The sequence below is a fragment of the Methylobacterium sp. DB0501 genome (genome assembly GCF_011043735.1).
GTDB lineage: Bacteria > Pseudomonadota > Alphaproteobacteria > Rhizobiales > Beijerinckiaceae > Methylobacterium > Methylobacterium alsaeris.
The window spans coordinates 116233-137564 of record NZ_JAAKGV010000002.1 but is presented as its reverse complement, the minus strand read 5'-3'; the positions used below and the strand labels follow the sequence as shown (position 1 = coordinate 137564).

19 protein-coding genes and 1 tRNA gene are annotated in these 21332 nt (G+C 71.7%); 13 read left to right on the top strand and 7 right to left on the bottom strand.

From position 1 onward, the window contains the following. The first annotated feature begins 161 nt into the window (after nucleotides 1-161). The 3 genes from G4G93_RS04490 to G4G93_RS04480 all read left to right on the top strand — a co-directional run bounded on the left by G4G93_RS04490 (nucleotide 162) and on the right by G4G93_RS04480 (nucleotide 2232). The gene (locus G4G93_RS04490) at nucleotides 162-473 is read left to right on the top strand and encodes a hypothetical protein (protein WP_165081614.1); all 312 of its coding nucleotides are present in this window, start codon (nucleotides 162-164) and stop codon (nucleotides 471-473) included. Between the two features lie 107 nt (nucleotides 474-580). Continuing rightward, complete coding sequence (locus G4G93_RS04485; protein ID WP_165081612.1) at nucleotides 581-1750, top strand: mandelate racemase/muconate lactonizing enzyme family protein; 1170 nt, start codon at nucleotides 581-583, stop codon at nucleotides 1748-1750. Next, nucleotides 1747-2232 (top strand): GNAT family N-acetyltransferase, encoded by a 486-nt coding sequence (locus G4G93_RS04480; protein ID WP_165081610.1) that lies wholly within the window; start codon nucleotides 1747-1749, stop codon nucleotides 2230-2232. Before G4G93_RS04485 ends, G4G93_RS04480 begins: the two co-directional genes overlap by 4 nt. Before the next feature lie 6 nt (nucleotides 2233-2238). Here G4G93_RS04480 and G4G93_RS04475 read toward each other — a convergent pair whose 3' ends face one another. Then, nucleotides 2239-3246, bottom strand: a complete 1008-nt coding sequence (locus tag G4G93_RS04475; protein WP_165081608.1) for a TRAP transporter substrate-binding protein — start codon at nucleotides 3244-3246, stop codon at nucleotides 2239-2241. A gap of 104 nt (nucleotides 3247-3350) precedes the next feature. Beyond that, nucleotides 3351-4631, bottom strand: a complete 1281-nt coding sequence (locus G4G93_RS04470; RefSeq protein ID WP_165082042.1) for an alpha/beta hydrolase — start codon at nucleotides 4629-4631, stop codon at nucleotides 3351-3353. Nucleotides 4632-5031: 400 nt separating this feature from the next. Here G4G93_RS04470 and G4G93_RS04465 point away from each other — a divergent pair, with 400 nt between their 5' ends. From G4G93_RS04465 to G4G93_RS04445, 5 genes are all read left to right on the top strand, one after another. Further along, complete coding sequence (locus tag G4G93_RS04465; RefSeq protein ID WP_165081606.1) at nucleotides 5032-5865, top strand: glycosyltransferase family 2 protein; 834 nt, start codon at nucleotides 5032-5034, stop codon at nucleotides 5863-5865. Nucleotides 5866-6008: 143 nt separating this feature from the next. Beyond that, nucleotides 6009-7040 carry a chemotaxis protein CheB gene (locus G4G93_RS04460; protein ID WP_312891700.1) on the top strand — a complete coding sequence of 344 codons (1032 nt, stop codon included), beginning with the start codon at nucleotides 6009-6011 and terminating at the stop codon, nucleotides 7038-7040. A 187-nt stretch (nucleotides 7041-7227) separates the two neighbouring features. Beyond that, on the top strand, nucleotides 7228-10815 hold the full coding sequence (locus tag G4G93_RS04455; protein WP_165081602.1) for a CheR family methyltransferase: 3588 nt from the start codon (nucleotides 7228-7230) through the stop codon (nucleotides 10813-10815). Further along, on the top strand, nucleotides 10805-11581 hold the full coding sequence (locus G4G93_RS04450; RefSeq protein ID WP_165081599.1) for a Crp/Fnr family transcriptional regulator: 777 nt from the start codon (nucleotides 10805-10807) through the stop codon (nucleotides 11579-11581). The genes G4G93_RS04455 and G4G93_RS04450 overlap by 11 nt, the downstream gene beginning before the upstream one ends. Nucleotides 11582-11955: 374 nt before the next feature. Beyond that, on the top strand, nucleotides 11956-12213 hold the full coding sequence (locus G4G93_RS04445; RefSeq protein ID WP_165081597.1) for a hypothetical protein: 258 nt from the start codon (nucleotides 11956-11958) through the stop codon (nucleotides 12211-12213). 10 nt (nucleotides 12214-12223) lie between these two features. Here the strand turns inward: G4G93_RS04445 and argE are convergent, their stop codons facing one another. The 3 genes from argE to G4G93_RS04430 form a co-directional block, all read right to left on the bottom strand. Next, nucleotides 12224-13399 carry an acetylornithine deacetylase gene (gene argE, locus G4G93_RS04440; RefSeq protein WP_165081595.1) on the bottom strand — a complete coding sequence of 392 codons (1176 nt, stop codon included), beginning with the start codon at nucleotides 13397-13399 and terminating at the stop codon, nucleotides 12224-12226. A 592-nt stretch (nucleotides 13400-13991) separates the two neighbouring features. Further along, nucleotides 13992-14333, bottom strand: a complete 342-nt coding sequence (locus G4G93_RS04435) for a DUF1491 family protein (RefSeq protein ID WP_165081593.1) — start codon at nucleotides 14331-14333, stop codon at nucleotides 13992-13994. Between the two features lie 135 nt (nucleotides 14334-14468). Next, nucleotides 14469-14672, bottom strand: coding sequence for a hypothetical protein (locus G4G93_RS04430; RefSeq protein ID WP_165081590.1), 204 nt, complete (start codon nucleotides 14670-14672; stop codon nucleotides 14469-14471). Between the two features lie 396 nt (nucleotides 14673-15068). On the opposite strand from G4G93_RS04430, the gene G4G93_RS04425 reads away from it, so the two are divergent. Together G4G93_RS04425 and G4G93_RS04420 are read left to right on the top strand one after the other, a co-directional pair. Further along, on the top strand, nucleotides 15069-16235 hold the full coding sequence (locus G4G93_RS04425) for an MFS transporter (protein WP_165081588.1): 1167 nt from the start codon (nucleotides 15069-15071) through the stop codon (nucleotides 16233-16235). 29 nt (nucleotides 16236-16264) lie between these two features. Beyond that, entirely contained in the window at nucleotides 16265-17332 is a 1068-nt protein-coding gene (locus G4G93_RS04420; protein WP_165082040.1) for a spore photoproduct lyase family protein, read from the top strand. Between the two features lie 22 nt (nucleotides 17333-17354). Here G4G93_RS04420 and G4G93_RS04415 read toward each other — a convergent pair whose 3' ends face one another. Both G4G93_RS04415 and G4G93_RS04410 read right to left on the bottom strand, forming a co-directional pair. Beyond that, entirely contained in the window at nucleotides 17355-17663 is a 309-nt protein-coding gene (locus tag G4G93_RS04415) for an ETC complex I subunit (protein ID WP_165081586.1), read from the bottom strand. Between the two features lie 25 nt (nucleotides 17664-17688). Next, a tRNA-Pro gene (locus tag G4G93_RS04410) sits at nucleotides 17689-17765 on the bottom strand. Nucleotides 17766-18703: 938 nt separating this feature from the next. On the opposite strand from G4G93_RS04410, the gene G4G93_RS36710 reads away from it, so the two are divergent. From G4G93_RS36710 to G4G93_RS04395, 3 genes are all read left to right on the top strand, one after another. Next, nucleotides 18704-19750, top strand: a complete 1047-nt coding sequence (locus tag G4G93_RS36710; RefSeq protein WP_165082038.1) for a Hint domain-containing protein — start codon at nucleotides 18704-18706, stop codon at nucleotides 19748-19750. A gap of 301 nt (nucleotides 19751-20051) precedes the next feature. After that, nucleotides 20052-20225, top strand: a complete 174-nt coding sequence (locus G4G93_RS04400; protein ID WP_165081584.1) for a hypothetical protein — start codon at nucleotides 20052-20054, stop codon at nucleotides 20223-20225. 390 nt (nucleotides 20226-20615) lie between these two features. Next, nucleotides 20616-21194, top strand: a complete 579-nt coding sequence (locus tag G4G93_RS04395) for a PAS domain-containing protein (protein WP_165081582.1) — start codon at nucleotides 20616-20618, stop codon at nucleotides 21192-21194. The last annotated feature ends 138 nt before the right edge of the window (nucleotides 21195-21332 follow it).

Here is a 21332-nt window from a genome sequence, read left to right as displayed (position 1 = left end):
CCGCCGGCCTGCATCCTCCGTCGGTCTGCGGCCGGTCCGTCGCAGGGTGTCGGCGGCGCAGGGGCCAAGGAGTCCAAGGGACCAAGGAGCCGCAGCGGCGCGAGGGGAACGCCGGCCCGGTGGCGCCGTTGCCCCGGTCCGACTCCCGACCGGACAGATCCATGCCGATCCGCACCTCCCTCCTCGCCCTGGCGCTCGTCGCGGGCACCGCGACCGTCGCCGCCGCCCAGGGCATCAACAACGGCACCGGCGTCGCCCCGCCGTCGAGCGGCAATACCGGCTCCGGCATGGCGAGCCAGCCGCCGGGCACCGGCATCGGCGGCAACAACCCGGGCAGCATGGGCTCGACGGGCTCGCAGGGGTCGAGCGGCGGCAACATGGGCCCGGGCCCGTCCGTGCAGCGCGACGGCCCGACCGGCAGCGGTGCACCCGGCACCGGCCCCGGCTCGCAGAAGAACGGCACGGCCCGTTGATCCCGCGTCGCTGACGTCCCGGCGCCGGCACCCTGCATCCGGCGCATTTGTCAGCGCCGGCCAGGGCCCCTACGAGACGGAGCATCAGGCTCGTCAGGGGATCCCCCATGCGCATCACCGCCATCCGCGACATCGTCGCGCCGATCAAGTCGGACATCGCCAACGCCTGGATCGACTTCTCGGCCATGACGGCGAGCGTGGTCGCGGTGGTGACCGACGTCGTCGTCGACGGCCGTCCCGTCGTCGGCTTCGGCTTCAACTCGAACGGCCGCTACGCGCCGCAGGGGCTCCTGCGCGAGCGCTTCATCCCGCGCCTGCTCGCCGCGGCGCCCGAGGACCTCCAGGGCGAGGACGGCCTGCTCGACCCGCACCGGGCCTGGGCGGCGATGATGAAGAACGAGAAGCCCGGCGGCCACGGCGAGCGCTCGGTGGCGGTCGGCGTCCTCGACATGGCCCTGTGGGACGCCCTCGCCAAGGCGAAGGGGGTGCCGCTCTGGCGGCTCCTCGCCGACCGCTACCGCGGCGGCGACGCCGACCCGACCGCCTGGGTCTACGCCGCCGGCGGCTACTACTACCCGGGCAAGGGGGTCGGCGCGCTCCGGGACGAGATGCGCTCCTATCTCGACCGCGGCTACAGCACCGTGAAGATGAAGGTCGGGCTGGTGCCGCTGGAGGAGGACATCGCCCGGATCGAGGCGGTGCTCTCCGTGCTCGGCGGCGACGGCGCGCGCCTCTGCGTCGACGTCAACGGGCGCTTCACCCTCGAGGAGGCGATCCGCTTCGGCCGGGCGATCGCGCCCTACGGCCTGCGCTGGTACGAGGAGCCGGTCGATCCCCTCGACTACCTGGCGCATGCGGCCCTCGCGACGACCTATGACGGCGTGCTCGCCACCGGCGAGAACCTGTTCTCGCACCAGGATGCCCGCAACCTGATCCGTCACGGCGGCTTGCGGCCGGACCGCGACATCCTGCAGTTCGACCCCGCCCTGTCCTACGGCCTCGTCGAGTACCTGCGCACCCTCGACGTCTTGCGCGCCCACGGCTGGTCGCCCCGCCGCTGCGTGCCCCATGGCGGCCACCAGTTCGCCCTCAACATCGCGGTGGGCCTCGGGCTGGGCGGCAACGAGAGCTACCCGGACGTGTTCGCCCCCTTCGGCGGCTTCGCCGATTCGGTGCCGGTCGAGGACAGCCGGGTCGCGATGCCGGACGTGCCCGGCATCGGCTTCGAGGCGAAGGCCGCGCTCTACGCGGTGATGCGGCCGTTGGAGCGGGCGTGAGGCCGGGGGACGGCCCGGCCGGGAACGACGGCGGGCCGGTCGCCCGCCCCGCCCGCCTCCCCGACCTGCCGTCGCTGCTGGCGCTGTTGTCCGCCTCAGAGGTCAGCCGCGCCGCGACCGGCGCGGTCGCCGACCGGCTCTGGCGGGAGACCCTGGCCCATCCGGGCGTCGCCGTCTTCGTGTCGGACGAGGGCGGGAGGATCGTGGCGACCTGCATGCTCGTCACCGCGCCGAACCTGCTGCGCGCGGGACGCGCCCACGGCTTCCTGGAGAACGTCGTCACCCATCCGGAAGCCCGGGGGCGCGGGCACGGGCGGGCCGTCGTGCGGGCGGCGCTCGCCCGGGCCTGGGCGGGCGGCTGCCACCACGTCCTGATGCAGAGCGGGCGCGCGGATCCGCGGGTGCACGCCTTCTACGAGGCCCTGGGCTTCGTGCCGGGCCGACGGACCGCCTATGTCGCGGCGCGGCCCGCCGGCGAGTGACCGGAGCTACGACACCGCCCCGGCGAACTTCTCCAGATGGGTCCAGGCCTCCGCCCCGTACTTGCCCTTCCACTCGGTGTAGAAGCCGGCGCTTCGCAGCTTGTCCTGGAAGGGGGCGGCGGGCGCGTCGTTGATCGCGAAGCCGGCCTTGCCCAGGGCGTCCCGCATCGCCACGCCCTGGCTGGCGATGTCCTGCCGCTGGTCGAGGGCGGCGGCGTTGAAGTGGCGGGTCAGCACCGCCTTGGCGTCCTCGGGCAGGCGCGACCAGGTCCGGTTCCCGGACATCAGCCAGAATCCGTCCCAGATGTGGTTGGTGAAGGAGAGGTACTTCTGCACCTCGGCGAGCTTGAAGCTGGTGATGATGGCGAGCGGGTTCTCCTGGCCGTCCACCACCTTCGTCTGCAGGGCCGAGTAGGCCTCCGAGAAGTTGAGCGCCACCGGCGCGGCGCCGAGCGCCCGGAAGGCCGAGGTGAACAGCGCGCTGTTCGGCACCCGCAGCTTCACGCCCTCGAAGTCGGCCGGCCCCCTGATCGGGCGGGTGCTGGTCGTGGTCTGGCGGAAGCCGTTGTCCCACATCCGCTCGAACGGCACGAGGCCGGCCTTGGCGATCTCGCCCCGGATGTAGGCGCCGAGCTCGCCGTCCACCGCCGGCCAGACCTTGTCGTAGCCGCTCCACGCGAAGGCGATGTTGATGAGCGAGGCCCGCGGCACCAGCGTCGCCAGGTTCGAGGAGGATTGCGCGAACATCTCCAGCGCACCGGAGCGCAGCTGGCTCAGCATGTCGGTGTCCGAGCCGAGCTGGCCGTTGGGAAACACCGCGACCTCGACCGCGCCGTTCGTCTCCTTCGCCACCCGGTAGGCCGCCTCGCGCAGGCGGATCGTCGCCGGATGGCTGTCGGGTGTGACGACGCCGCATTTGAGCCGGAGCGCCCCGCTCTGCGCATGGAGGGCGGGCGCCGGAAGGAGCGTGGCGGCGGCGCCGGCGAGCAGGGTGCGGCGGGTGGGGTGGTGCATGGTACAGGGCCTCCCGGATGTCCGGCTGGTCCGGCGCGGCGGCGCCGGAGGGCGGGATCTCGTCCGCCCCGCTTAAGCCGAGTCGCCGCGAGGGGCCACCACCCTCACCGCCCCCCGAGCGCCCGCGCCGGGGCGGTGGCGAGATCCACCGCCCCTTCCGCCGTGTCGCCGATGCCCTGGCCGAGGTTGCGCAGGTGCTCGCCGTAGGTCTCGCGGCTCTGGGCGTCGACCACCGCGACCGGGGCCGAGACCGCGAGGCCGGCGGCGGTGCCGACGGTGGCGGCGGCGCCCGCCGTCATCTGGACGATGCGATCGGACAGGCCCACGCGGGAATCGGTGATGGTCTGCCCCTGCGCCAGGCGGTTGCCCAGCAGCGCCACCAGCTGCGGGCTGCCGGCGAACTTGCCGTGGTTGAGGGCATCCTCGCCCTTCATCGCGGTCAGGTTGAGGACCGCGATGTTCTCGCGGGCGAGCTCGCTGCGATAGGGCTCGGTCGAGGGGTCGATGGCGCCGAGCCGCGCGCCGGAACTGCCCCAGACCAGGCGCGAGACCGCGAGCGCGTTGTCGTCCTGGGAGACGAACAGGCTGAGCCGGGGCCGGCCCGGGCCCATGTCGCGAAACGCCTCGCGGGCGAGGTCGACGTCGACGTCGGGCGCGGCCAGCACCACGTCCCGGATCTTCGGCGCGACCTTCCCGTCGCGGATCGCCATCTGGCGCAAGGATTCGAGCACGAGCCAGTTGCCCATCGAGTGGGCGAGCACCGTGATCTCGCCGACCTCCGGGTTCTGGGCGAGGCGGCGCAGCACGCCCTCCAGCGCGTTGCGCGAGTAGTTGGTGCTCTCGCGGTCGTAGCCGTAGGCGAGCACGCTGCCGCGGGACGGCCAGGTGAACAGCACCGGGACCACGTCGGCCCTCGTGTCGTGCACGATCTGGGCGAAGCGGTAGACCGCGTCCTCGAAGCGGTTGTTGAAGCCGTGGACGAAGACCAGCACGTTGCGCTTGCCGGTGCGCGCCGCGCTGCGGCGCAGGCGCGCGGCCGCCTCGGGCCGCTCCAGGGTCTCGGCCTTGAGGGTCACGAAGTCGGTGGCGGGATTGCCGGGCAGCTCCTTGGGCCACTGCACCGTGCCGGGCTGGCGGATCGCGTCGGGCGGGATCGAGACCGTGATGTCGGCGTAGGACAGGGCCGGCCCGCGGTCGCCGGAATACATCTCGCCCGGATTGGCGGCGGTCTTGCGGGTGGTCGCGACCAGCATGTCGACCTTCGACGCCCCCGGCACCGTCGCGGCGACCGGCGCCAGCACGCCCTTCGGCGTGCCCGCGCAGGCGCCGAGCCCAATCGCGACGAGGAGGATCCCCAAGCTCCGGCCGCGCACGAGAACCCCCATCACCACAGGCCCGCTCCCTCCGGCCGCAGAGCCACGACCCCGCGGCACCCGGCAATTCCTCGCGCCCGATCCTTGCGGGCACTCCTTAAGGATGAGCCAAATCGATGCGGCGCCAATGGGGCGGCGCGGCCGCGGCGCATTTCCCTGCGCCACCGTGGCCGCCGGGGCACGCCCCCGCCCGGCCGCCCGCCGGCACCGACCGGACCGGTTTCCAGGCCCCCCGAACGATGCGCTCGAGCACCGCCCGACCGTGTTGCCATCGAGTGGTGCTCTAGGCACTTGATTTTGCCGCATTTTCTGAGACGACCCGGTGTCCGCTCCGTCGGGAAATGCTCTAGTGCCTGACCCGACATCCCCCGGCGCTCCGTTCAGGCGGGCCGGGCCTCTCCCGCCCCGGTCCATGGTCGCCCCCCTCCCCCTCTCGATCTTCCTCATCGCCCGCAACGAGGCCGACCGCATCGGCGCCACGCTGGCGGCGGTCCGCGATCTGACCGACGACCTGATCGTGGTCGATTCCGGCTCGACCGACGGCACCCAGGCCCTCGCGGAATCCCTCGGCGCCCGGGTGATCGCCCGCGACTGGCCCGGCTACGGGCCGCAGAAGCGCTTCGCCGAGGAGCAGTGTAGGCACGTCTGGATGCTGAACCTCGACGCCGACGAGGTGGTGCCGCCGGCCTTGTCGGCCGAGATCCGCCGGCTGTTCGAGGCCGGCGAGCCGCCGCACCCGGCCTACGCGCTCGGCATCGCCGAGGTGTTTCCCGGCGAGGCGCGGCCGCACCGCCTCGCCTACACGCTGTGGCCGGTGCGGCTCTACCGCCGCGACCGCGGCCGCTACTCGCCCTCGCCGGTGCACGACCGGGTGGAGCTGGAACCCGGAGCCACGGTCGGGCGCCTGAAGGGAGTGATCCACCATTTCTCGGTCCGCTCCCTCGGCGACCAGCTCGACAAGCTCAACCGCTATTCCGACCAGCAGGCCGCCGACCTCGAGGCCCGCGGCGTCGAGATCCCGACCTGGCGGCTGTTCGTCGAATTGCCCGGCAACTTCCTGAAGGCCTATGTCGGCCGGCGCCACTGGGTGCGCGGCGCCTACGGCTTCCTGACGGCGATGAATTACGCGATCTCGCGCCACCTGCGGGTCGCCAAGCACTACGAGCGCCGGCTCATCGCCGGGAACAAGACCAGGAACAAGACCGGGACCGGTGCCGCGGGCCAGGACCGGGGCGGCGGGCGCTGACGCGCAATTTAACTTGTGTTGGGGCGGAGCGAGGCTCCCGGTGGGAGGCTGCACCTCCCTCCAGACGGCATGCGGCGCGATGCGCGACGGCCGCCGTCCCTCCGGCGACAACCATGCCCCCGGCCCACAGACGAGACGATACGGTGCCGGCCGACGCCGCGCCCGTTCACGACATCGTGGTGATCGGCGGCTCCGCGGGGGCCGTGGGCCCGTTGCGGGCGATCCTGGCGAGCCTGCCCACGGCCGGCCGGACCTCGTATTTCGTGGTCCTGCACATGGCGAGCGGCGGCTGCCTCGCGGCCCGGCTCGGTCCGAATCCGGGCCCGCTCCCCCTGGTGCCGGCCGCAGACGGGATGGCGATCCGGCCGGGCCGCGTCTACCTGGCGGCGGCCGACAGCCACCTGCTGATCGAGCCGGGCCTGATCCGCCTCGGTCACGGCCCGCGGGAGAATACCAGCCGGCCGGCGATCGACGCGCTGTTCCGCTCCGCGGCGCTGGCCTACGGGCCGCGGGTGGTCGGCGTGCTGCTGAGCGGGCTCCTGCACGACGGCGCCGCGGGCCTCGACGCGATCAAGGCCCGCGGCGGCCTCGCCCTGGTGCAGGATCCCGATGGGGCCGAGGCGCCCGACATGCCGAGGAGCGCGCTCGCCGCCGTGCCGGCGGATGCCTGCGCGCCGACCGAAACCCTCGGCGCGGCGCTCGCCGGCCTCGTCGCGCGACCGCCCGGCGCGTCGGGCCCGGTGCCGGAGGATCTCGCCCTCGAGGTCGCGATCGCGGCGGGCCGCGCCGCGGAGATCACGGACGGGCTCCTGGGGCGGAGCGCCGACCCGGCGCCGATCACCTGCCCGGATTGCGGCGGCGTTCTGTCCCAGCTGCGGGAGGGCCGGGTGCTGCGCTTCCGCTGCCAGATCGGTCACGCCTACACGGCCGAGGCCCTGGCCGACAGCCACGGCGACGCGCTCGAGGACGCCCTGCGGATCGCGCTGCGGATCGTCAAGGAGCGGGCGGATCTCGTCGGCCGCATGGCCGCCGACGCGGACCGGCGCGGCAACGCCCTGATAGCCGGGATGTACGCGGAGCGGGCGCAGGAATACGACAGCCACGTGCGCACGATCCGCCGCGCCCTGCGCGACGGGCCGGCGGGCGACCGGCGGACCTCGCACGAGGCGGGGTGAGGCCTGCCCGCCGCCCGGGGAACCGGGGGGCGTCCCGCAGGAATCCCGGTTAACCCGTCGTCTTGGACTGACAGTGCCATACCGGATGCGTATGATCGTGAACGATAGGCCGCGCCCCCCGTCCGCCGCCCGCTACCGGAGACGACGACCCTTGGCCAGGAAGACCCGCGCGGGATCGGGCCCCCCCATGGAGGACGGACGGGCGCAGGAGCGGCTGGTGGTGGTCGGAATCGGCGCGTCGGGAACGGCGATCGAGGCCCTGGAGCGATTCCTCGCCCACGCGCCGGAGATGCCGGGCGTCGCCGTCGTGGTCGCGCTGCAGCAGCGCCAGCTGGTCGACGAGGCGCGCCGGCTCACGATCCTGTCGCGGGCCGCCGCCCTGACGCCCGCCCCCGTGGCCGAGGAGGCGCCGGTCGTGCCGGGGCGGATCTACCTCCTGCCGGAGGACCGGACCGTGACCCTGAAGCAGGGGCGGTTCCGCCTGGGGCCGGCGGCGGGCCCGGACGGGCGGGGCAGCCTCGACACCTTCCTGGTCTCCCTCGGCGCGGACCAGGATGCCGGCGCCGTGGCGGTGGTGCTCGCCGGGACCGGCAGCGACGGGACGCTGGGCGTCACCGCCGTCAAGGAGGCGGGCGGCCTGACGCTCGCCGAGCCGCAGGGCGAGGAAGGCCCATCCGCCAGCACCGCCGAGGCGCTCGCCGACCACGTCGTGCCGCCCGAGCAGATGGCGGACCGGATCCTGTCCTATATCCGCTACCTGCGCCGCGGCCCCCGCGCGTCCCGGGAGGCGGAGGACGGGGGCGCCGGCGAGCGGCTGATCCGCATCGCCACCATCCTGCGCAACAAGACCGGTCACGATTTCCACGGCTACAAGCAGAACACCTTCCTGCGCCGCGTCCACCGGCGGATGCAGGTGGTGCAGGTCGAGACCGTCGAGGCGTATGTCGAGCATCTGCGCGCCGAGCCGGACGAGGTGCAGAACCTGTTCAACGACCTGTTGATCGGGGTGACGCAGTTCTTCCGCGACGGCCGCGAGTTCGAGCTGCTCGAGAGCGAGGTGATCCCGCGGCTCTTCTCGGCCAAGGGCTCGAACGACCAGGTGCGGATCTGGGTGCTCGGCTGCGCCACCGGCGAGGAGGCCTACTCGATCGGCATCCTGCTGCGCGAGCGCATGGCGACGCTCGACGCGATGCCGCAGGTGCAGATCTTCGCCACCGACATCGACGGGCGGGCTCTGGCCGCCGCCCGGGTCGGCCGCTACACCGAGGCGCTGGTGCGCCAGGTCCGGCCCGACCGCCTCGCCCGCTGGTTCGTCAAGGAGGGGGCGACCTACAGCGTCGTCAAGGAATTGCGGGAGATGTGCATCTTCTCGCAGCACAACGTCATCAAGGACGCGCCGTTCTCGCGCCTCGACCTTGTCTCCTGCCGCAACCTCCTGATCTACCTCAACGGCGAATTGCAGAACCGGGTCATCCCGCTGTTCCACTTCGCCCTGCGGCCGGGCGGGTTCCTGTTCCTGGGCAATTCCGAGAACGTCACCCGGCACGCCAAGCTGTTCGCCCCCGTGGACCGGCGCTACCGCATCTTCCGGCGCCTGGAGAGCGCCACCCGGGTCCTGCCGGAATTCCCCCTCACGGTGGCGGCCGACCGGCGCCTGGCGGAGGGTGCCGCGGCGTTCCGGCCGCGGGTGGTCGAGGGCAGCCTCGCCCGCCGGGCCGAGCAGGTGGCGGAGCGCTACGCCCCGGCCTACGTGGTGGTCGACGAGGCCTACGACGTGCTGCACTTCTCCGGCCGCACCGGGCGCTACATCGACCCGGCCACGGGGGCGGCGAGCCTCAACCTGCTCAACCTCGTCCATCGCGACCTGCGCCTCGACCTGCGCGCCGCCCTGCTGAAGGCGGGGGCCGAGCACCGCACCGTCAAGGCCGAGCGCACCGCCATGGGCTCGGACGGCGAGCGGCGCCTCGTGACGCTCGTGGTCGAGCCGGTGCCCGGCACCGACAACCCGCCGAGCTTCGTCATCCTGTTCCAGGAGGGCGAGACGCTGGAGGGCGACGGCACCGAGGAGCCGCCCCCCTCCTTCCTGCGCGACGAGCACGTGCAGCGCCTCGAGAGCGAGCTGCGCCTGACCCGCGAGCGCCTGCAGGCGACGATCGAGGAGCTGGAGAGCACCAACGAGGAGCTGAAATCCTCCAACGAGGAATATCAGTCGATCAATGAGGAGTTGCAATCCGCCAACGAGGAGCTGGAGACCTCGAAGGAGGAGCTGCAATCGGTCAACGAGGAGCTGCAGACCGTCAACGGCGAGCTCGGCCACCGGGTCAACGATCTGGGCAGGGCCAACAGCGACCTCAAGAACCTGCTCGAAAGCACCCAGATCGCCACGGTGTTCCTCGACAACGAGTTCCGGGTGAAGAACTTCACCCCGGCGGTGACCGACATCTTCCACCTGATCGAATCCGACCTCGGCCGGCCGATCACCCACATCGCCGCCCGCATCCTCTATCCGGAGCTGCCCGAGGACGTGCGCAAGGTGCTGCGCACCCTCGGCACCATCGAGCGCGAGGTCGGCAACCCGGAGACCGGCTCGTGCTACCTCGCCCGGGTGCTGCCCTACCGCTCGATCGACAACTTCATCGCCGGCGTCGTCATCACGTTCCTGGACGTCACCGCGACCGCCCGGGCCGAGCGGGCCCTGCGCGAGACCCAGGAGCGCTTCCGCCGGATGGAGCGCATCGTCCCGGCCTTCCTGTTCACCGCCGACGCGGCGCTCCACTGGCTCTACGTCAATCCGCGCTTCTACGAGCATACCGGCCTGGAGGACGGCAAGGCGCTGGGCCTCGGCTGGCTGTCGGTGCTGCACCCGGACGACGTCGAGGAGAACCAGCGCCGCTGGCATCGGGCGGTCGCCCGCCGCGAGACCTTCGAGCACGAGTTCCGCATCCGCTCGGCGGCCGGCACCTATCGCTGGTTCACCGCCCGGGCCGAGCCGATGGCCGATCCCGACGGCACCGCCGTCACCTGGTTCGGCTCCTGCACCGACAGCCACGAGCGGCGGATGGCCGAGGATCGCCAGCGGCTGCTGCTCGCCGAGTTGCAGCACCGGGTGAAGAACATCCTGGCGGTGGTGCGCTCGGTCGCCAACCGCACCGCCGAGGGCCAGACCTCGCTCGACGACTTCGTGATGCATTTCGACGGACGGCTCGGGGCGCTCGCCCGGACCCAGAACATCCTGACCCGCAGCCCCGACGCCGCCACCGACCTCGCCGAGCTGATCGGCGAGGAGGTGCTGTCGCACGCCGTGCGCGACGGCGGCCAGGTGACCCTCGACGGCCCCGAGATCCGCCTGCCGCAGAAGACCGCCGAGACCCTGGGCCTGGTGCTGCACGAGCTCGCCACGAACGCGATCAAGTACGGGGCGCTCGCCCGGCCGGAAGGGCGGATCGCCATCGTCTGGCGCCTCTACGGCCGCGACGGCGACCGGCGCCTGCGGCTGGAATGGCAGGAGAGCGGCGTCACCCTGCTGCCGACCGCCCCGACCCGCCGCGGCTTCGGGCGCGAGCTGATCGAGCAGGGCCTGGTCTACGAGTTCGGCGCCACGACCGCCCTGGAATACCGCCCGGGCGGCGTGCGCTGCGTCATCGAGCTGCCGGTCCAGGTGCTCCAGGTCCCGTCCCGCTCGGGCCCGGCGCAGCACGACATGATTGTGGACGGCAGGGCTGTCGACGGCAGGACTGTGGACGATATGGCTGTGGAGGCCGACGATGCCGGCTGAGCCCATCGCCCGCAGCCCCTCAGGCCCGGACGCGGTTCTGCGCCGCCTGTCCGGCTACGCCCCGCTCGCGCCGGACGAGGAGGCGCTGCTGCGCCGGATCACCGCCCGTCCGGTGCCGGTGCCGGCCCGCACCGAGCTGGTGCGCGACGGCGAGGCGATGCCGCGGCCGCAGGTGCTGGTGGAGGGCTGGGCCTGCCGCCAGCGGCTCCTCGCCGACGGGCGGCGCCAGATCGTCGTCGTGCTGCTGCCCGGCGACCTGATCGGCCTCGGCCAGCGCCGGCGCCCGCTGCCCTTCGGCTCCGTCGCCACCCTGACCTCGGCACAGGTCTGCGAGGCCGGCCCGCTGCGCGACTGCGCCGCCTGGGGCGACGGCCCCCCGGGCCGCGAGGCCGGGGACGGAACCGGCCAGCCGGGGACGGGGCTGGCCGCGGCCCTGTGGCAGGCGCGGGAGACCGAGGAATTGTGGCTCGTCAACCAGGTGGTGCGCCTCGGGCGCCAGACCGCCTACGAGCGCGTCGCCCATTTCCTGCTCGAGCTGCGCGAGCGGCTCGCGGCGGTGGGCCGGGTCCAGGACGAGCGGTTCTCGTTCCCGATCACCCAGGAGGTCCTGGCCGATGCGCTGGGCCTCAGCGTCGTCCACATGAACCGGACGATGCAGCAGTTGCGCCGCGACGGCCTGATCGAGCAGCGCGCCACCGCCATCACCCTGCGCGACGTGCCGGCCCTGATCTCGATCGCCGATTACGCCGGCGCCCGCAGGCTCTGAGCCTCCGGCCAGGGACGACAATCAAGCGGAGCCCGCTCGTTTACATAAGTGATGGAACGGGCCCCGAAACCGAAGCAACCTCACCCGTGTTGCGGCAATTCTTGCCCGACCGTCCCTGCTGGCCCGGTCTCGACCGGGTGGACGACCATCAGGGATGTTGCTGAGGCCCCCAAGTCGACTTCACCGCCCTGCTCGCTCCTGCCGGCAGGGCCTTTTTTTGCGCGCGATCCGCCGCCCTGCGCCCACTCCCCGCCTCCCCGCGCGGGCGACGATGCCGCGTTGCCAGGGGCGCGGCACCTGTCCCATCCTGCCGGCCGGCGGCGGGCGCGGCCCGCCGGCATCTCCTTCGACGGACCGCCAGGGAGGGATCGGGCGTGGAGGATTACCGGGCCGAGTTGCTGCGCCAGGTCCGCCTCGGCGACATCGCCACCGGCGAGGCGGCGGGCGCCTGCCTGCCGGGCCTGCTGCGCCGCCTGACCCATCACGAGACCCGGGCCGGCACCGCCCCGCACCCGTTCCGCCTGTACCACCTCTGGCGCCGCAACAGCCTGCGCCGGCAGGTGGCGGATGCGCGCTGGCACGTCGAGCAGGGCCGCGCCGCCCGGATGGGGGAACTGGCGCCGCGGCGCTGAGCGTCGTTTCTCAGGCGCAGCTCTCCGCGATCAGCCGGCGCACGAAGCCGGCACATTCCGCGAGTTCCCGGGTCTCGACATACTCGTCGGCCTTGTGGGCGCGGGCGATGTCGCCCGGGCCGATCACCACCGAGGGCACGTCGCCGAGGCTCTGGAACAGGCCGGCCTCGGTGCCGTACGACACCTTGCCGTGGCCGTTGCGGCCGGCCAGGCGCTTGGCCACCGTGACGAGGGGCGCGTCGGGGGCGACCTCGAGGCCCGGATAGTCGATCACCGGCTCGACCGTGATGCCGCAGGCGGGATCGCGCGCCCGCATCTCCGGCACCAGGACGTCGCGGGCGTAAGCCAGCACCGTCTCGGCGAGGCCGCGGGGATCGTCGCCGGCGATCGCCCGGAATTCGAACCCGACGGTGCAGCGGTCGGGCACAATGTTGAGCGCGGTGCCGCCCTGGACCAGGGCGGTGAGCCCGGTCGTGTGCGGCACGTCGTAGAGGTCGTCGCGGGCGCCCTCCCGGGCGAGGCCCTCGGCGGTCACCCGCACCCGCTCGATGAAGCGGGCCGCGTACTCGACGGCGTTGACCCCCGTCGGCGCCAGCGCGGAGTGGCAGGCCCGACCCCGGAACGTGACCCTGGCGCCGTACTTGCCCTTGTGGCCGATCACCACGTCCATGCCGGTCGGCTCGCCGACGAAGCAGCCGAGCGGCGCCACGCCCCGCTCCCGCATATGGGCGATGAGCGGCCGGACGCCGAGGCAGCCGACCTCCTCGTCGTAGGAGACCGCCAGATGCAGCGGGCGCACGAGGGGCGCCGCCGCCATCTCGGGCAGGAGCGCCAGGCAGACCGCGAGGAAGCCCTTCATGTCCGAGGTGCCGCGGCCGTAGAGCCGCCCGTCGACCTCGGTGAGCCGGAACGGCGGGTGGGTCCAGTCCTGGCCCTCGACCGGCACCACGTCGCTGTGGCCCGACAGGACGTAGCCCGGCCGGTCGGCCGGCCCGACCGTGATCCACGACGCCGCCTTCTCGCCCGTCCCGTCGGTGACCCGCTCGACCGCCGCGCCATGGCGCCGGGCATAGTCCTCGACGAAGTCGACGAGGGGCAGGTTCGTGGCGGAGCTGACCGTCTCGAAACCCACCAGGGTGGCGAGGAGGTCCTGAATCGCGGGGGAGAGAGGGTCGGGAGACGTCATGGGGAACGGACGGGCCTGGCGGAGGACGATGGGACGCCCGCCGGATGCGGGAGGTGGGATCCGGTCGCGGAACCTGCAGGGACGATGCCACCGCGGGACGACCGGCGTTCCCCTCTTATGCCGCGTTCCGGGCCCGGCGGACAGCGGGGCGGATCGCGGCGATCGTGACGCGCCCGACGCGGCGGGCCGCTTCGGGCGGGAAGCGGACCGTGCCCGGATGCGGACGTTCCGTACCCGATTCGGGTCGGTCACGGCGAGGATCGCCACAGCGCGCGTCGAGTTCGTGCCGGTTGCACGTGCTTCGGCAATGCTCTCGTTGGAGCGCACGAGTTCGGCGGAAGACTCGCCGACAGCCTCGACGTCATAGTCGGACGAGCGGCTTCAACCGGGAATCGGTTTCTCGATGTCCCCGATACCGCCGGAACGCTGCGCGTCCCGCCTCGATCATTGTCCGACGACGTGGATACCGGGTCGCCTCAGCGAATGCGGGGGACGCAAGGACCTCGAGCCGAAGAACCGATCGACGGCCCGGACGCGGGCCCGCACGGAGTCGGACGAGGTCTTGCTCGCCGGTCGGGCGCCCGGCCCCGGCCTATTCTGCGAGATCCAGGAAATGCCGCCCCTCCCGGTCGTCGATCTCGACGATCCAGAGGTCGGAATCGAACCGGATCTCGCGCGCGAGCCGGGCCTCGACGTCGGGCGGCAGGGCCTCGCGCATCAACGGCTCGAAGCGGCGGCCGGCGGTCTCGTCGCCCTCGAACAGGGCCTGGGGCGCCGGGCCGTAGAGGTCGGCGCGGCCGTCGAGGCGGTCGACCTTGACGAAGATGGCGCCGGCTTCCAGGGCGCCGCGGCGGCGCTGCACCGCGCTCACCCCCTCGACCGCGCAGCGGCGCAGGTGGGCCGAGACCCAGAAATCGGAGCGCAGGCGTGCCATCGGCAGGGAATCCTCGGGCGGGGCGTCCTCGGGATGTCCGTCGGCGGGTGACCCTCACCCATGCCTCATAGGACAGCGCCCGATCGCGGGGCAATCGGGCGCTGCGTCGACGTGGACGGGGTATGGGGCGCGAGGTTACGAGGCCTGTCCGGCCCCGGCATCGAGTTCGGCCACGTCGGCCCGCTCGCGCCAATCCTCGACGCCGTGCTGGCGGGCGAATCGCAGGGCGGCGGCGCGGAACGCCCGGTCCGGGTCGCGGGCGCGGGTGATCGCGACGGTCCCGACGGTGAACGGGACACCGAGGATCTGCTTGGCGAACAGCACGCGGTACTGCGACATCGTCCGTCTCCTTCGAGGCGATGGATCGCGTCGATGCGGAATGGATCACCGCTCAAGGCTCCCGAGGCGACCTCGCCCGCGGCCGACGACCGGGGCCGCGGAGGCGGCGCGGTGCCGCGCCTCATCCGCGAGGGAACCGATCGACCACGATCGGGGAAAGGGTATCGGCACCTCAGGCACCGAGGCAAGCCGGTCTTTCAGGCCGCCCACTTCCCCATGTGGCGACGATCTCCGCCCACGGAAGATGCCTCACGGGCGTGTGATCGCGGCGTGAACGGCCGGGGCGACATGCCGGGATGGCGGGGCGGCCGTGCGGAACCGCCCCGGTGCCGTGCAGCCGAAACCCGCTATGTCGGGCCGCGAACACCGTCAGGACCCGCCCGTCAGGATCCCCTCATGTCCTCTCTCTCGGCCGCGACCCGCCTGAGCCTCAGCCTGATTGCCGGCGGGGCGGTCGCCAACATCTACTACAACCAGCCGCTGCTCGGATTGCTGGTCCAGGTCTTCGGCCACGACGCCTCGGTGCTGGTGCCGACGGCGACGCTCGCCGGCTACGGAATCGGCATCCTCGGCCTCGTGCCGCTCGGCGACGCGCTGCCGCGGCGCAGCCTGATCGTCGGCCAGCTCCTGCTGCTCGCCGCGGTGCTGGTCCTGGCGGGCCTGAGCGCCAGCCTGTCCGTCCTGGTGCTGGCGAGCTTCCTGATCGGGGTCCTGTCGACGGCGGCCCAGCAGGCGGTGCCCTTCGCGGCCGAGCTGGCGCCGGACGCGACGCGGGGCCGGATGGTCGGCCAGGTGATGACGGGCCTCCTCCTCGGCATCCTGCTCGCCCGGACGCTCAGCGGCTTCGTCGGGGCGTGGCTCGGCTGGCGGGCGGTGTTCGTCGGGGCGGCCGGTCTCTCGGTGGCCTTCGCGGCGCTTGCGTGGTTCGGCCTGCCGAAGGTGGCGCCGGCCACGCGCCTCGGCTACGGCGCGCTGATGGCCTCGATCCTCGACCTGGTGCGGGGCCAGCCGGTTTTGCGCCGGGCCGCCCTGTCGCAGGCCCTTCTGTTTGCCGCCTTCAACGCGTTCTGGACCACGCTGGCGCTCCTCGTCGAGGCGCCGCCCTTCGGGCTCGATCCGGCCGGGGCCGGCCTGTTCGGGCTGATCGGCGCGGCCGGCGCGCTCTGCGCGCCGATGGCCGGGCGCTTCGCCGACACGCGCAGCCCACGGCCGGTGCTGATCGGCGGTGCGGTGCTCACGCTCGCCGCCTTCGCGGTGTTCGGGCTGCTCGGCGGCCACTCCCTCGTCGCGCTGGCGGTCGGGGTGCTGCTCATCGACATCGGCATCAACACCGCGCTGATCGCCAACCAGACCCGGGTCTACGCGCTCGCCCCCGGGGCGCGCGGGCGGATCAACACGGTGTTCTTCACCGCGGTCTTCGCCGGCGGGGCGCTGGGCGCCTCGGCCGGCACGCGGGCCTTCGCGGCCGGGGGCTGGCCGGCGCTCTGCGCGGTCGGCGGCGCCTTCGCGGCGGCGAGCCTGCTGGTGCCCCTGCTGGAGCCCCGCGACCGCCCTAGATCGTAGGGAGCCCGCGCGCCCCGAGACCAGCCCCCCTGTCCCGCTCCCCCCGCCTCCTCGACATCGACACGATCTATTGCGAGCCCGCCGTCGAGGCGCATGCGAGGGGCCGGGAGATCCTCGCCCGCTTTCCGGACGCACGGCGGATCGAGGTCGCCTCGCACTGGAACATCCCGGAGCTGCACGGCAATGCCGGCTCGGTCGAGGATTGGGTGCGGATCAAGCGCTCGACCCTGGTGCTCGGGGTCAAGAAGGGCCTGGCCTCGCGGCCGAACGGGCGCAGCGCCCATTTCATCGCGCCGTCGAGCTCGAACGGCTGCGCCATGGCCTGCGCCTATTGCTACGTGCCGCGCCGCAAGGGCTACGCCAACCCGATCACCCTGTTCGTCAACACCGACGGCATCGGCCGGGCGATCGCGCGCCACGCCGCAGCCCAAGGCCCCCTCCCCGCCCCCGATCAGGTCGACGACAGGTTCTGGGTCTACGACATCGGCGAGAACGGCGACCTCTCGGTCGACGCGCTGGCCTGCGACAGCGTACGCGACCTCGTCGGGCTGTTTCGCGGCATCCCGAACGCCAAGGCCTCCTTCGCCACCAAGTTCGTCAACCGCGACCTCCTGGCCTACGCGCCGGAGGGCAAGACCCGGATCCGCTTCTCGCTGATGCCCGAGCGCATCGCCCGGGTGGTGGACGTGCGGACCTCACCCATGGCGGAGCGGATCGCCGCGATCGACGACTTCGTGGCCGCCGGCTACGAGGTCCACGCCAATTTCTCGCCGGTGATCCTCTACGAGGGCTGGGAGGAGGATTGGCGGGAGTTGTTCCGCGCGCTCGACGCCGGCATCGGCCCGGCCGCGCGGGCGCAGCTCAAGGCCGAGATCATCTTCCTCACCCACAACGCCGCCCTGCACGCGGTGAACCTGCGCTGGCACCCGAAGGCCGAGGCGCTGCTCTGGCGCCCCGACATCCAGGAGACCAAGCGCTCCGAGGGCGGGATGGAGAACCTGCGCTACCGCACCGGCTGGAAGGGCCGCTGGCTGTCCCGGTTCAAGGCGCTGCTCGCCGAGGAACTGCCCTCTTGCGGCGTGCGCTACGCGTTCTGACGCGCAGTCCCCCGCGTCGGGGTCAGTGCGTCCAGGGCGCGGTGCGGTTGTACTTGAAATTGTCCGAGTAGGAGAGGCCGCGGCGCAACGGCACCTGCGGCTCCTCGACCCGGTAGGCCAGCCCCTCGCGGGTGGCGTAGGCGATCGCCTCCTCCTTGGTGTCGAACTCGAGCCGCACCTGCTGCAGCATGTCCGAGGACGAGGTCCAGCCCATCAGCGGCTCGGTCTCCCGCGGGCTCGTCTGCTCGAACTCCAGCGTCCACTGCTTGGTCCGGGCGAGGCCGGACTGGGTCGGGTCCTTGGCAGGGCGGAAGATGCGGGCGGTCGACATCGCGGGCTCTGATCCGTGGGGTGGATGGTCGGGGCGGCCGGATTCGAACCAGCGACCCTCTGGTCCCAAACCAGATGCGCTACCAGACTGCGCTACGCCCCGATGCCCCGTTTCCTAGTGGAATCCCCTGTGTGGCGCAAGCTGCGCGATGACGCGGAAGGGGCGCCAAGGCGCTCGGAAAATCCCTGTCGGGACGCAAAGTCCCAGAAACGCCCCAACGACTGTTCCCTTCTTGTTCGCGTGCCATGAGGCCCTACAAAGCCTCTTATTCCACCTACCGTCCTTGCTTGGTCCCGCGGCCTCGCCAGCCGGTCGCGGGGAGTCGTCCCGTGCCGCGGGCTGCGTCCCAAAGAGTGGGCCGAGCAGCAGGGCATGACCCCGATCTGGGAGGTGAAGCGATGACCGGTGGCGAGGCCTACCGAGCGAAGCTCATCGCCGACGATGTCCTCGACGCGGCGATCGCGGCCTACCTCGCCGACCCGTCGAAGCCGGCGGTGTCGAGATCGGGAAAGGCAGCCTCGATGTCGCCGCGGCCGTCCTGGCGCACCAGTGGTCGGCGGAGGAACTGGCGATCGAGGATGCGACACCGGCCCGGCGGCGGAACCGGCTGTTGCACATGTCCATCGCCGCCATCAACGCACCGGACTTCTCCCGGTCGAGCGCGTCGAACGGCGGGCGGGGTGCTCCGTCGAGCGGCACGAGATCCTTCGTGACCAGCCCCGCCTTGCTGTAGCGCCACGGCGTCGGGCCCCGCTCGCGCCAGGTCATGGCCACGCCGCGGATCGCCGCGTCGATCAGGTGCCGCGATCCTCGGGCAGTTCGGCGAGGTGCCGGAGAACTTCGCGGAGCAGCTTAGCGGCGGGTGAGCCTCGTCATTGGCCGAGACGTGCCGTGGCCGGAGCGGTGAGGGACTGCACTATCATAATCACGGAAGCTGAATTCCTTCACTAAATTGATTTTGTTGCATATTTGAGACATTTCGATTGAATTATCTGCATTGGATTGTGGCGTATAACATTTATCACATAAAGTTCGTGCGCATGATGGAGGAAATCGTGGCAAATTTATATTCATATACGTTCAATAAATCGCTGCAAAATCTTAGTGGTCCGGCAATTTCAGTCAGTGGATCTTTCGAGGTAAACTATGATACTCTACAAATATACAACGTGAATGTAACAGCAGACAATCTGAAATTTTCATCGGGCCTTCTCAGTCAATCGTCGAACTCTAGCGGAACCCCATATTATTTTGCCAATATAAGATATTTCGCATCATCATCAAATTATGCCAATCTTGATTTCTATTATAATAACGAGCAGGCGTCTTCATTTTCCAGTGTAACCTATTTGCGGATTCAAGCAGGGAGCACGTTTCCCGACAGGCCAATTCTCACATCGGCACAAGCGACGAACGTACCGACAGCGACAGTGGCCGTGTGCTTCGCAACCAATACGCGCGTTCGCGTGGTACGTAACAGCGCTCATGACGACATTGCCGTGGAGCGTCTGCAAGTCGGCGACCTAGCGGTGACCGCCTCCGGCGCCCTGCGGCCGATCGTCTGGATCGGGCACCGCGACCTCGATGCGGGCGCCCGCCCGCTGCCGGCGCCGCAGCAGCCCGTCCGGGTCCGCGCCGGCGCCTTCGGGGCCGGGCTGCCGTCCCGCGACCTGCGCCTCTCCCCCGGCCACCCGGTCCTCGTCGGCGCCGATGCGGACGGCGCGGGCGGCCATCTCGTGCCGATCATGTGCCTGATCAACGGCACCAGCATCGCCCGCGAGCCGGTCTCGTCCATCACCTACTGGCACGTCGAGCTCGACGCCCACGACATCCTGCTCGCCGAGGGCCTGCCCGCCGAGAGCTACCTCGACTGGGGCGACCGCCCGTTCTTCACCGAAGGCTCCGACTACGCCCTGCACAACCCCGATTTCATCGTGCCGGGTCTCGCCGCCCGCTGCCGGCCGGTGGCCGTGGACGGGCCGGTGGTCGAGGCCGAGCGCACCCGCCTGTCGGGCGTGTTCGCCGCCTCGCTCGGAGAGGCCTGCGCCTGGGACGAGGCCGGGCGCTTCGCCTGGATTGCGGCGTAGGATCGAGAACGAAAAAGCCCCGCTCGGCGGATGCCGGCGGGGCTGAAGGCGGGGTCTCGGGTCTTGGAAGATCCGCGTGCCAACGGGCCGGCGGTGGGGCGGGTTCCGGGGGGTCAGTCGTGGCCGTGGCGGCGGACCTGCTGCCGGTCGATGCTGCGCAGCAGCCCGGCTCGAGCCTTCGCCTCCTCCCGCATGACGCACGCATCCCGTGATGCGGGCCCGGTGCTTGCCCTGCCGGCGGCCGATCTCCTGCACGTCCCACGCGATGGCCAGCACCTCATCTGGCCCTTGCAGATGCACCATGGCGCCACCCACCGAACCGGGCGCGGGAAACGGCACCTCGTGCTTGTCCTTATCGGCCCGCAGCACCGTTGCGACGCAGGTGACCGCCACGGCACTGCCGACGAAGATCGGCCGCGCCGGCGATTGTCATCCGATCGGCGGCCGCATTCCCGGTGGCGACGACGAGTTTTGACGCGCGCCCGCGGCGGTCGATGAAACCGACCAAAAACATATCGCGCCCGAAGTGAAACGGTCTTTTCACCATCCTCGAACTCGAACCGGGCCTCCGACGTCGACGGCAGATCCGTGCGGGGTCCCACGGCGACGGCGAGACGATCGTGACGATGAACGTGGCCGGCCGATGGAGAACAATCGTCCCCCGCCCTCATCGGTTGGCGCCGCGCGGATCGCAAGACCTTGGACTGATCGTCGAACGGCCGGGCCGGCCAGTACGGAAACCCTGGATTGACCGGACGCTTAGGGGCAGCGCACAAGGTCCGGACGGGGCCCGCTCACCGGAGCCCCCGCGGCGAGGCGGACGGGGCCGGGGAGCGAGATGATCGGGAACGCCGATGGGAGGCGCGTGGCCGGTACGGCGCGGTCGGCGCTGCCGGCGATGGCCGACATGGTCGGTACGTGGTCGTGGGACATCCCCGACGACCGGGTGCATGCCGACGACGTCGCCGGCAGCCTGTTCGGCGCCGATCTCGACCGGCTGGCGAAGGGCGCCCCCTTACGGGTTTTCGCCGCCTGCATCCACCCGGACGACCGCGACGCCGTGCTCGCCCGGATGCACCAGGGCGCGGCGCAGGGCGGCTCGTTCGTGGCCGAGTTCCGGGTGCTGAACGCCGCCGGCCGGACGCTGTGGGTGCTCTCCCGCGCCCGCTACGAGCCCGGCCCCGACGGCCGCCCCGCCCGGGCGCACGGCATCCTGGTCGACATGACCGGCAGCGCCCTCAGCGAGACCGCCTACGGCCACTGCGTCGACGCGCGGCCGGACTCGCCCCTGGAGCAGGCGGCCGAGGCCTGCATCAGCGCCCGCGAGGCCCTCGCTGCGGCGGACCGGCCGTTCCTCCTGCGGATCCTCGACATGCTGCTCCTGGAACTCGGCCGGGAGATCGCCCAGGGCGTGCGCCGGGCCTATCTGCGCCGGCTCAGCTGATCGCGGCGGGACGCCCGCGGGGCGACGCGCCGCACCGGCCCGCCTTGTGGGCCGGGGCCGGGCTGGGTAAGGGCCGGGCAGTCCCTTGGGCGAGGCCCATGGGTAGCTCCTTGGGCAAGTCCCTTGGATAAGTCCCTT

Coding starts and splice junctions, on each gene's coding strand:
- G4G93_RS04490 (WP_165081614.1), top strand. CDS start 162: ATGCCGATCCGCACCTCCCTCCTCGCCCTGGCGCTCGTCGCGGGCACC.
- G4G93_RS04485 (WP_165081612.1), top strand. CDS start 581: ATGCGCATCACCGCCATCCGCGACATCGTCGCGCCGATCAAGTCGGAC.
- G4G93_RS04475 (WP_165081608.1), bottom strand. CDS start 3,246: ATGCACCACCCCACCCGCCGCACCCTGCTCGCCGGCGCCGCCGCCACG.
- G4G93_RS04470 (WP_165082042.1), bottom strand. CDS start 4,631: ATGGGGGTTCTCGTGCGCGGCCGGAGCTTGGGGATCCTCCTCGTCGCG.
- G4G93_RS04465 (WP_165081606.1), top strand. CDS start 5,032: ATGGTCGCCCCCCTCCCCCTCTCGATCTTCCTCATCGCCCGCAACGAG.
- G4G93_RS04455 (WP_165081602.1), top strand. CDS start 7,228: ATGGAGGACGGACGGGCGCAGGAGCGGCTGGTGGTGGTCGGAATCGGC.
- G4G93_RS04450 (WP_165081599.1), top strand. CDS start 10,805: ATGCCGGCTGAGCCCATCGCCCGCAGCCCCTCAGGCCCGGACGCGGTT.
- argE (WP_165081595.1), bottom strand. CDS start 13,399: ATGACGTCTCCCGACCCTCTCTCCCCCGCGATTCAGGACCTCCTCGCC.
- G4G93_RS04435 (WP_165081593.1), bottom strand. CDS start 14,333: ATGGCACGCCTGCGCTCCGATTTCTGGGTCTCGGCCCACCTGCGCCGC.
- G4G93_RS04430 (WP_165081590.1), bottom strand. CDS start 14,672: ATGTCGCAGTACCGCGTGCTGTTCGCCAAGCAGATCCTCGGTGTCCCG.
- G4G93_RS04425 (WP_165081588.1), top strand. CDS start 15,069: ATGTCCTCTCTCTCGGCCGCGACCCGCCTGAGCCTCAGCCTGATTGCC.
- G4G93_RS04415 (WP_165081586.1), bottom strand. CDS start 17,663: ATGTCGACCGCCCGCATCTTCCGCCCTGCCAAGGACCCGACCCAGTCC.
- G4G93_RS36710 (WP_165082038.1), top strand. CDS start 18,704: ATGATGGAGGAAATCGTGGCAAATTTATATTCATATACGTTCAATAAA.
- G4G93_RS04400 (WP_165081584.1), top strand. CDS start 20,052: ATGGCGCCACCCACCGAACCGGGCGCGGGAAACGGCACCTCGTGCTTG.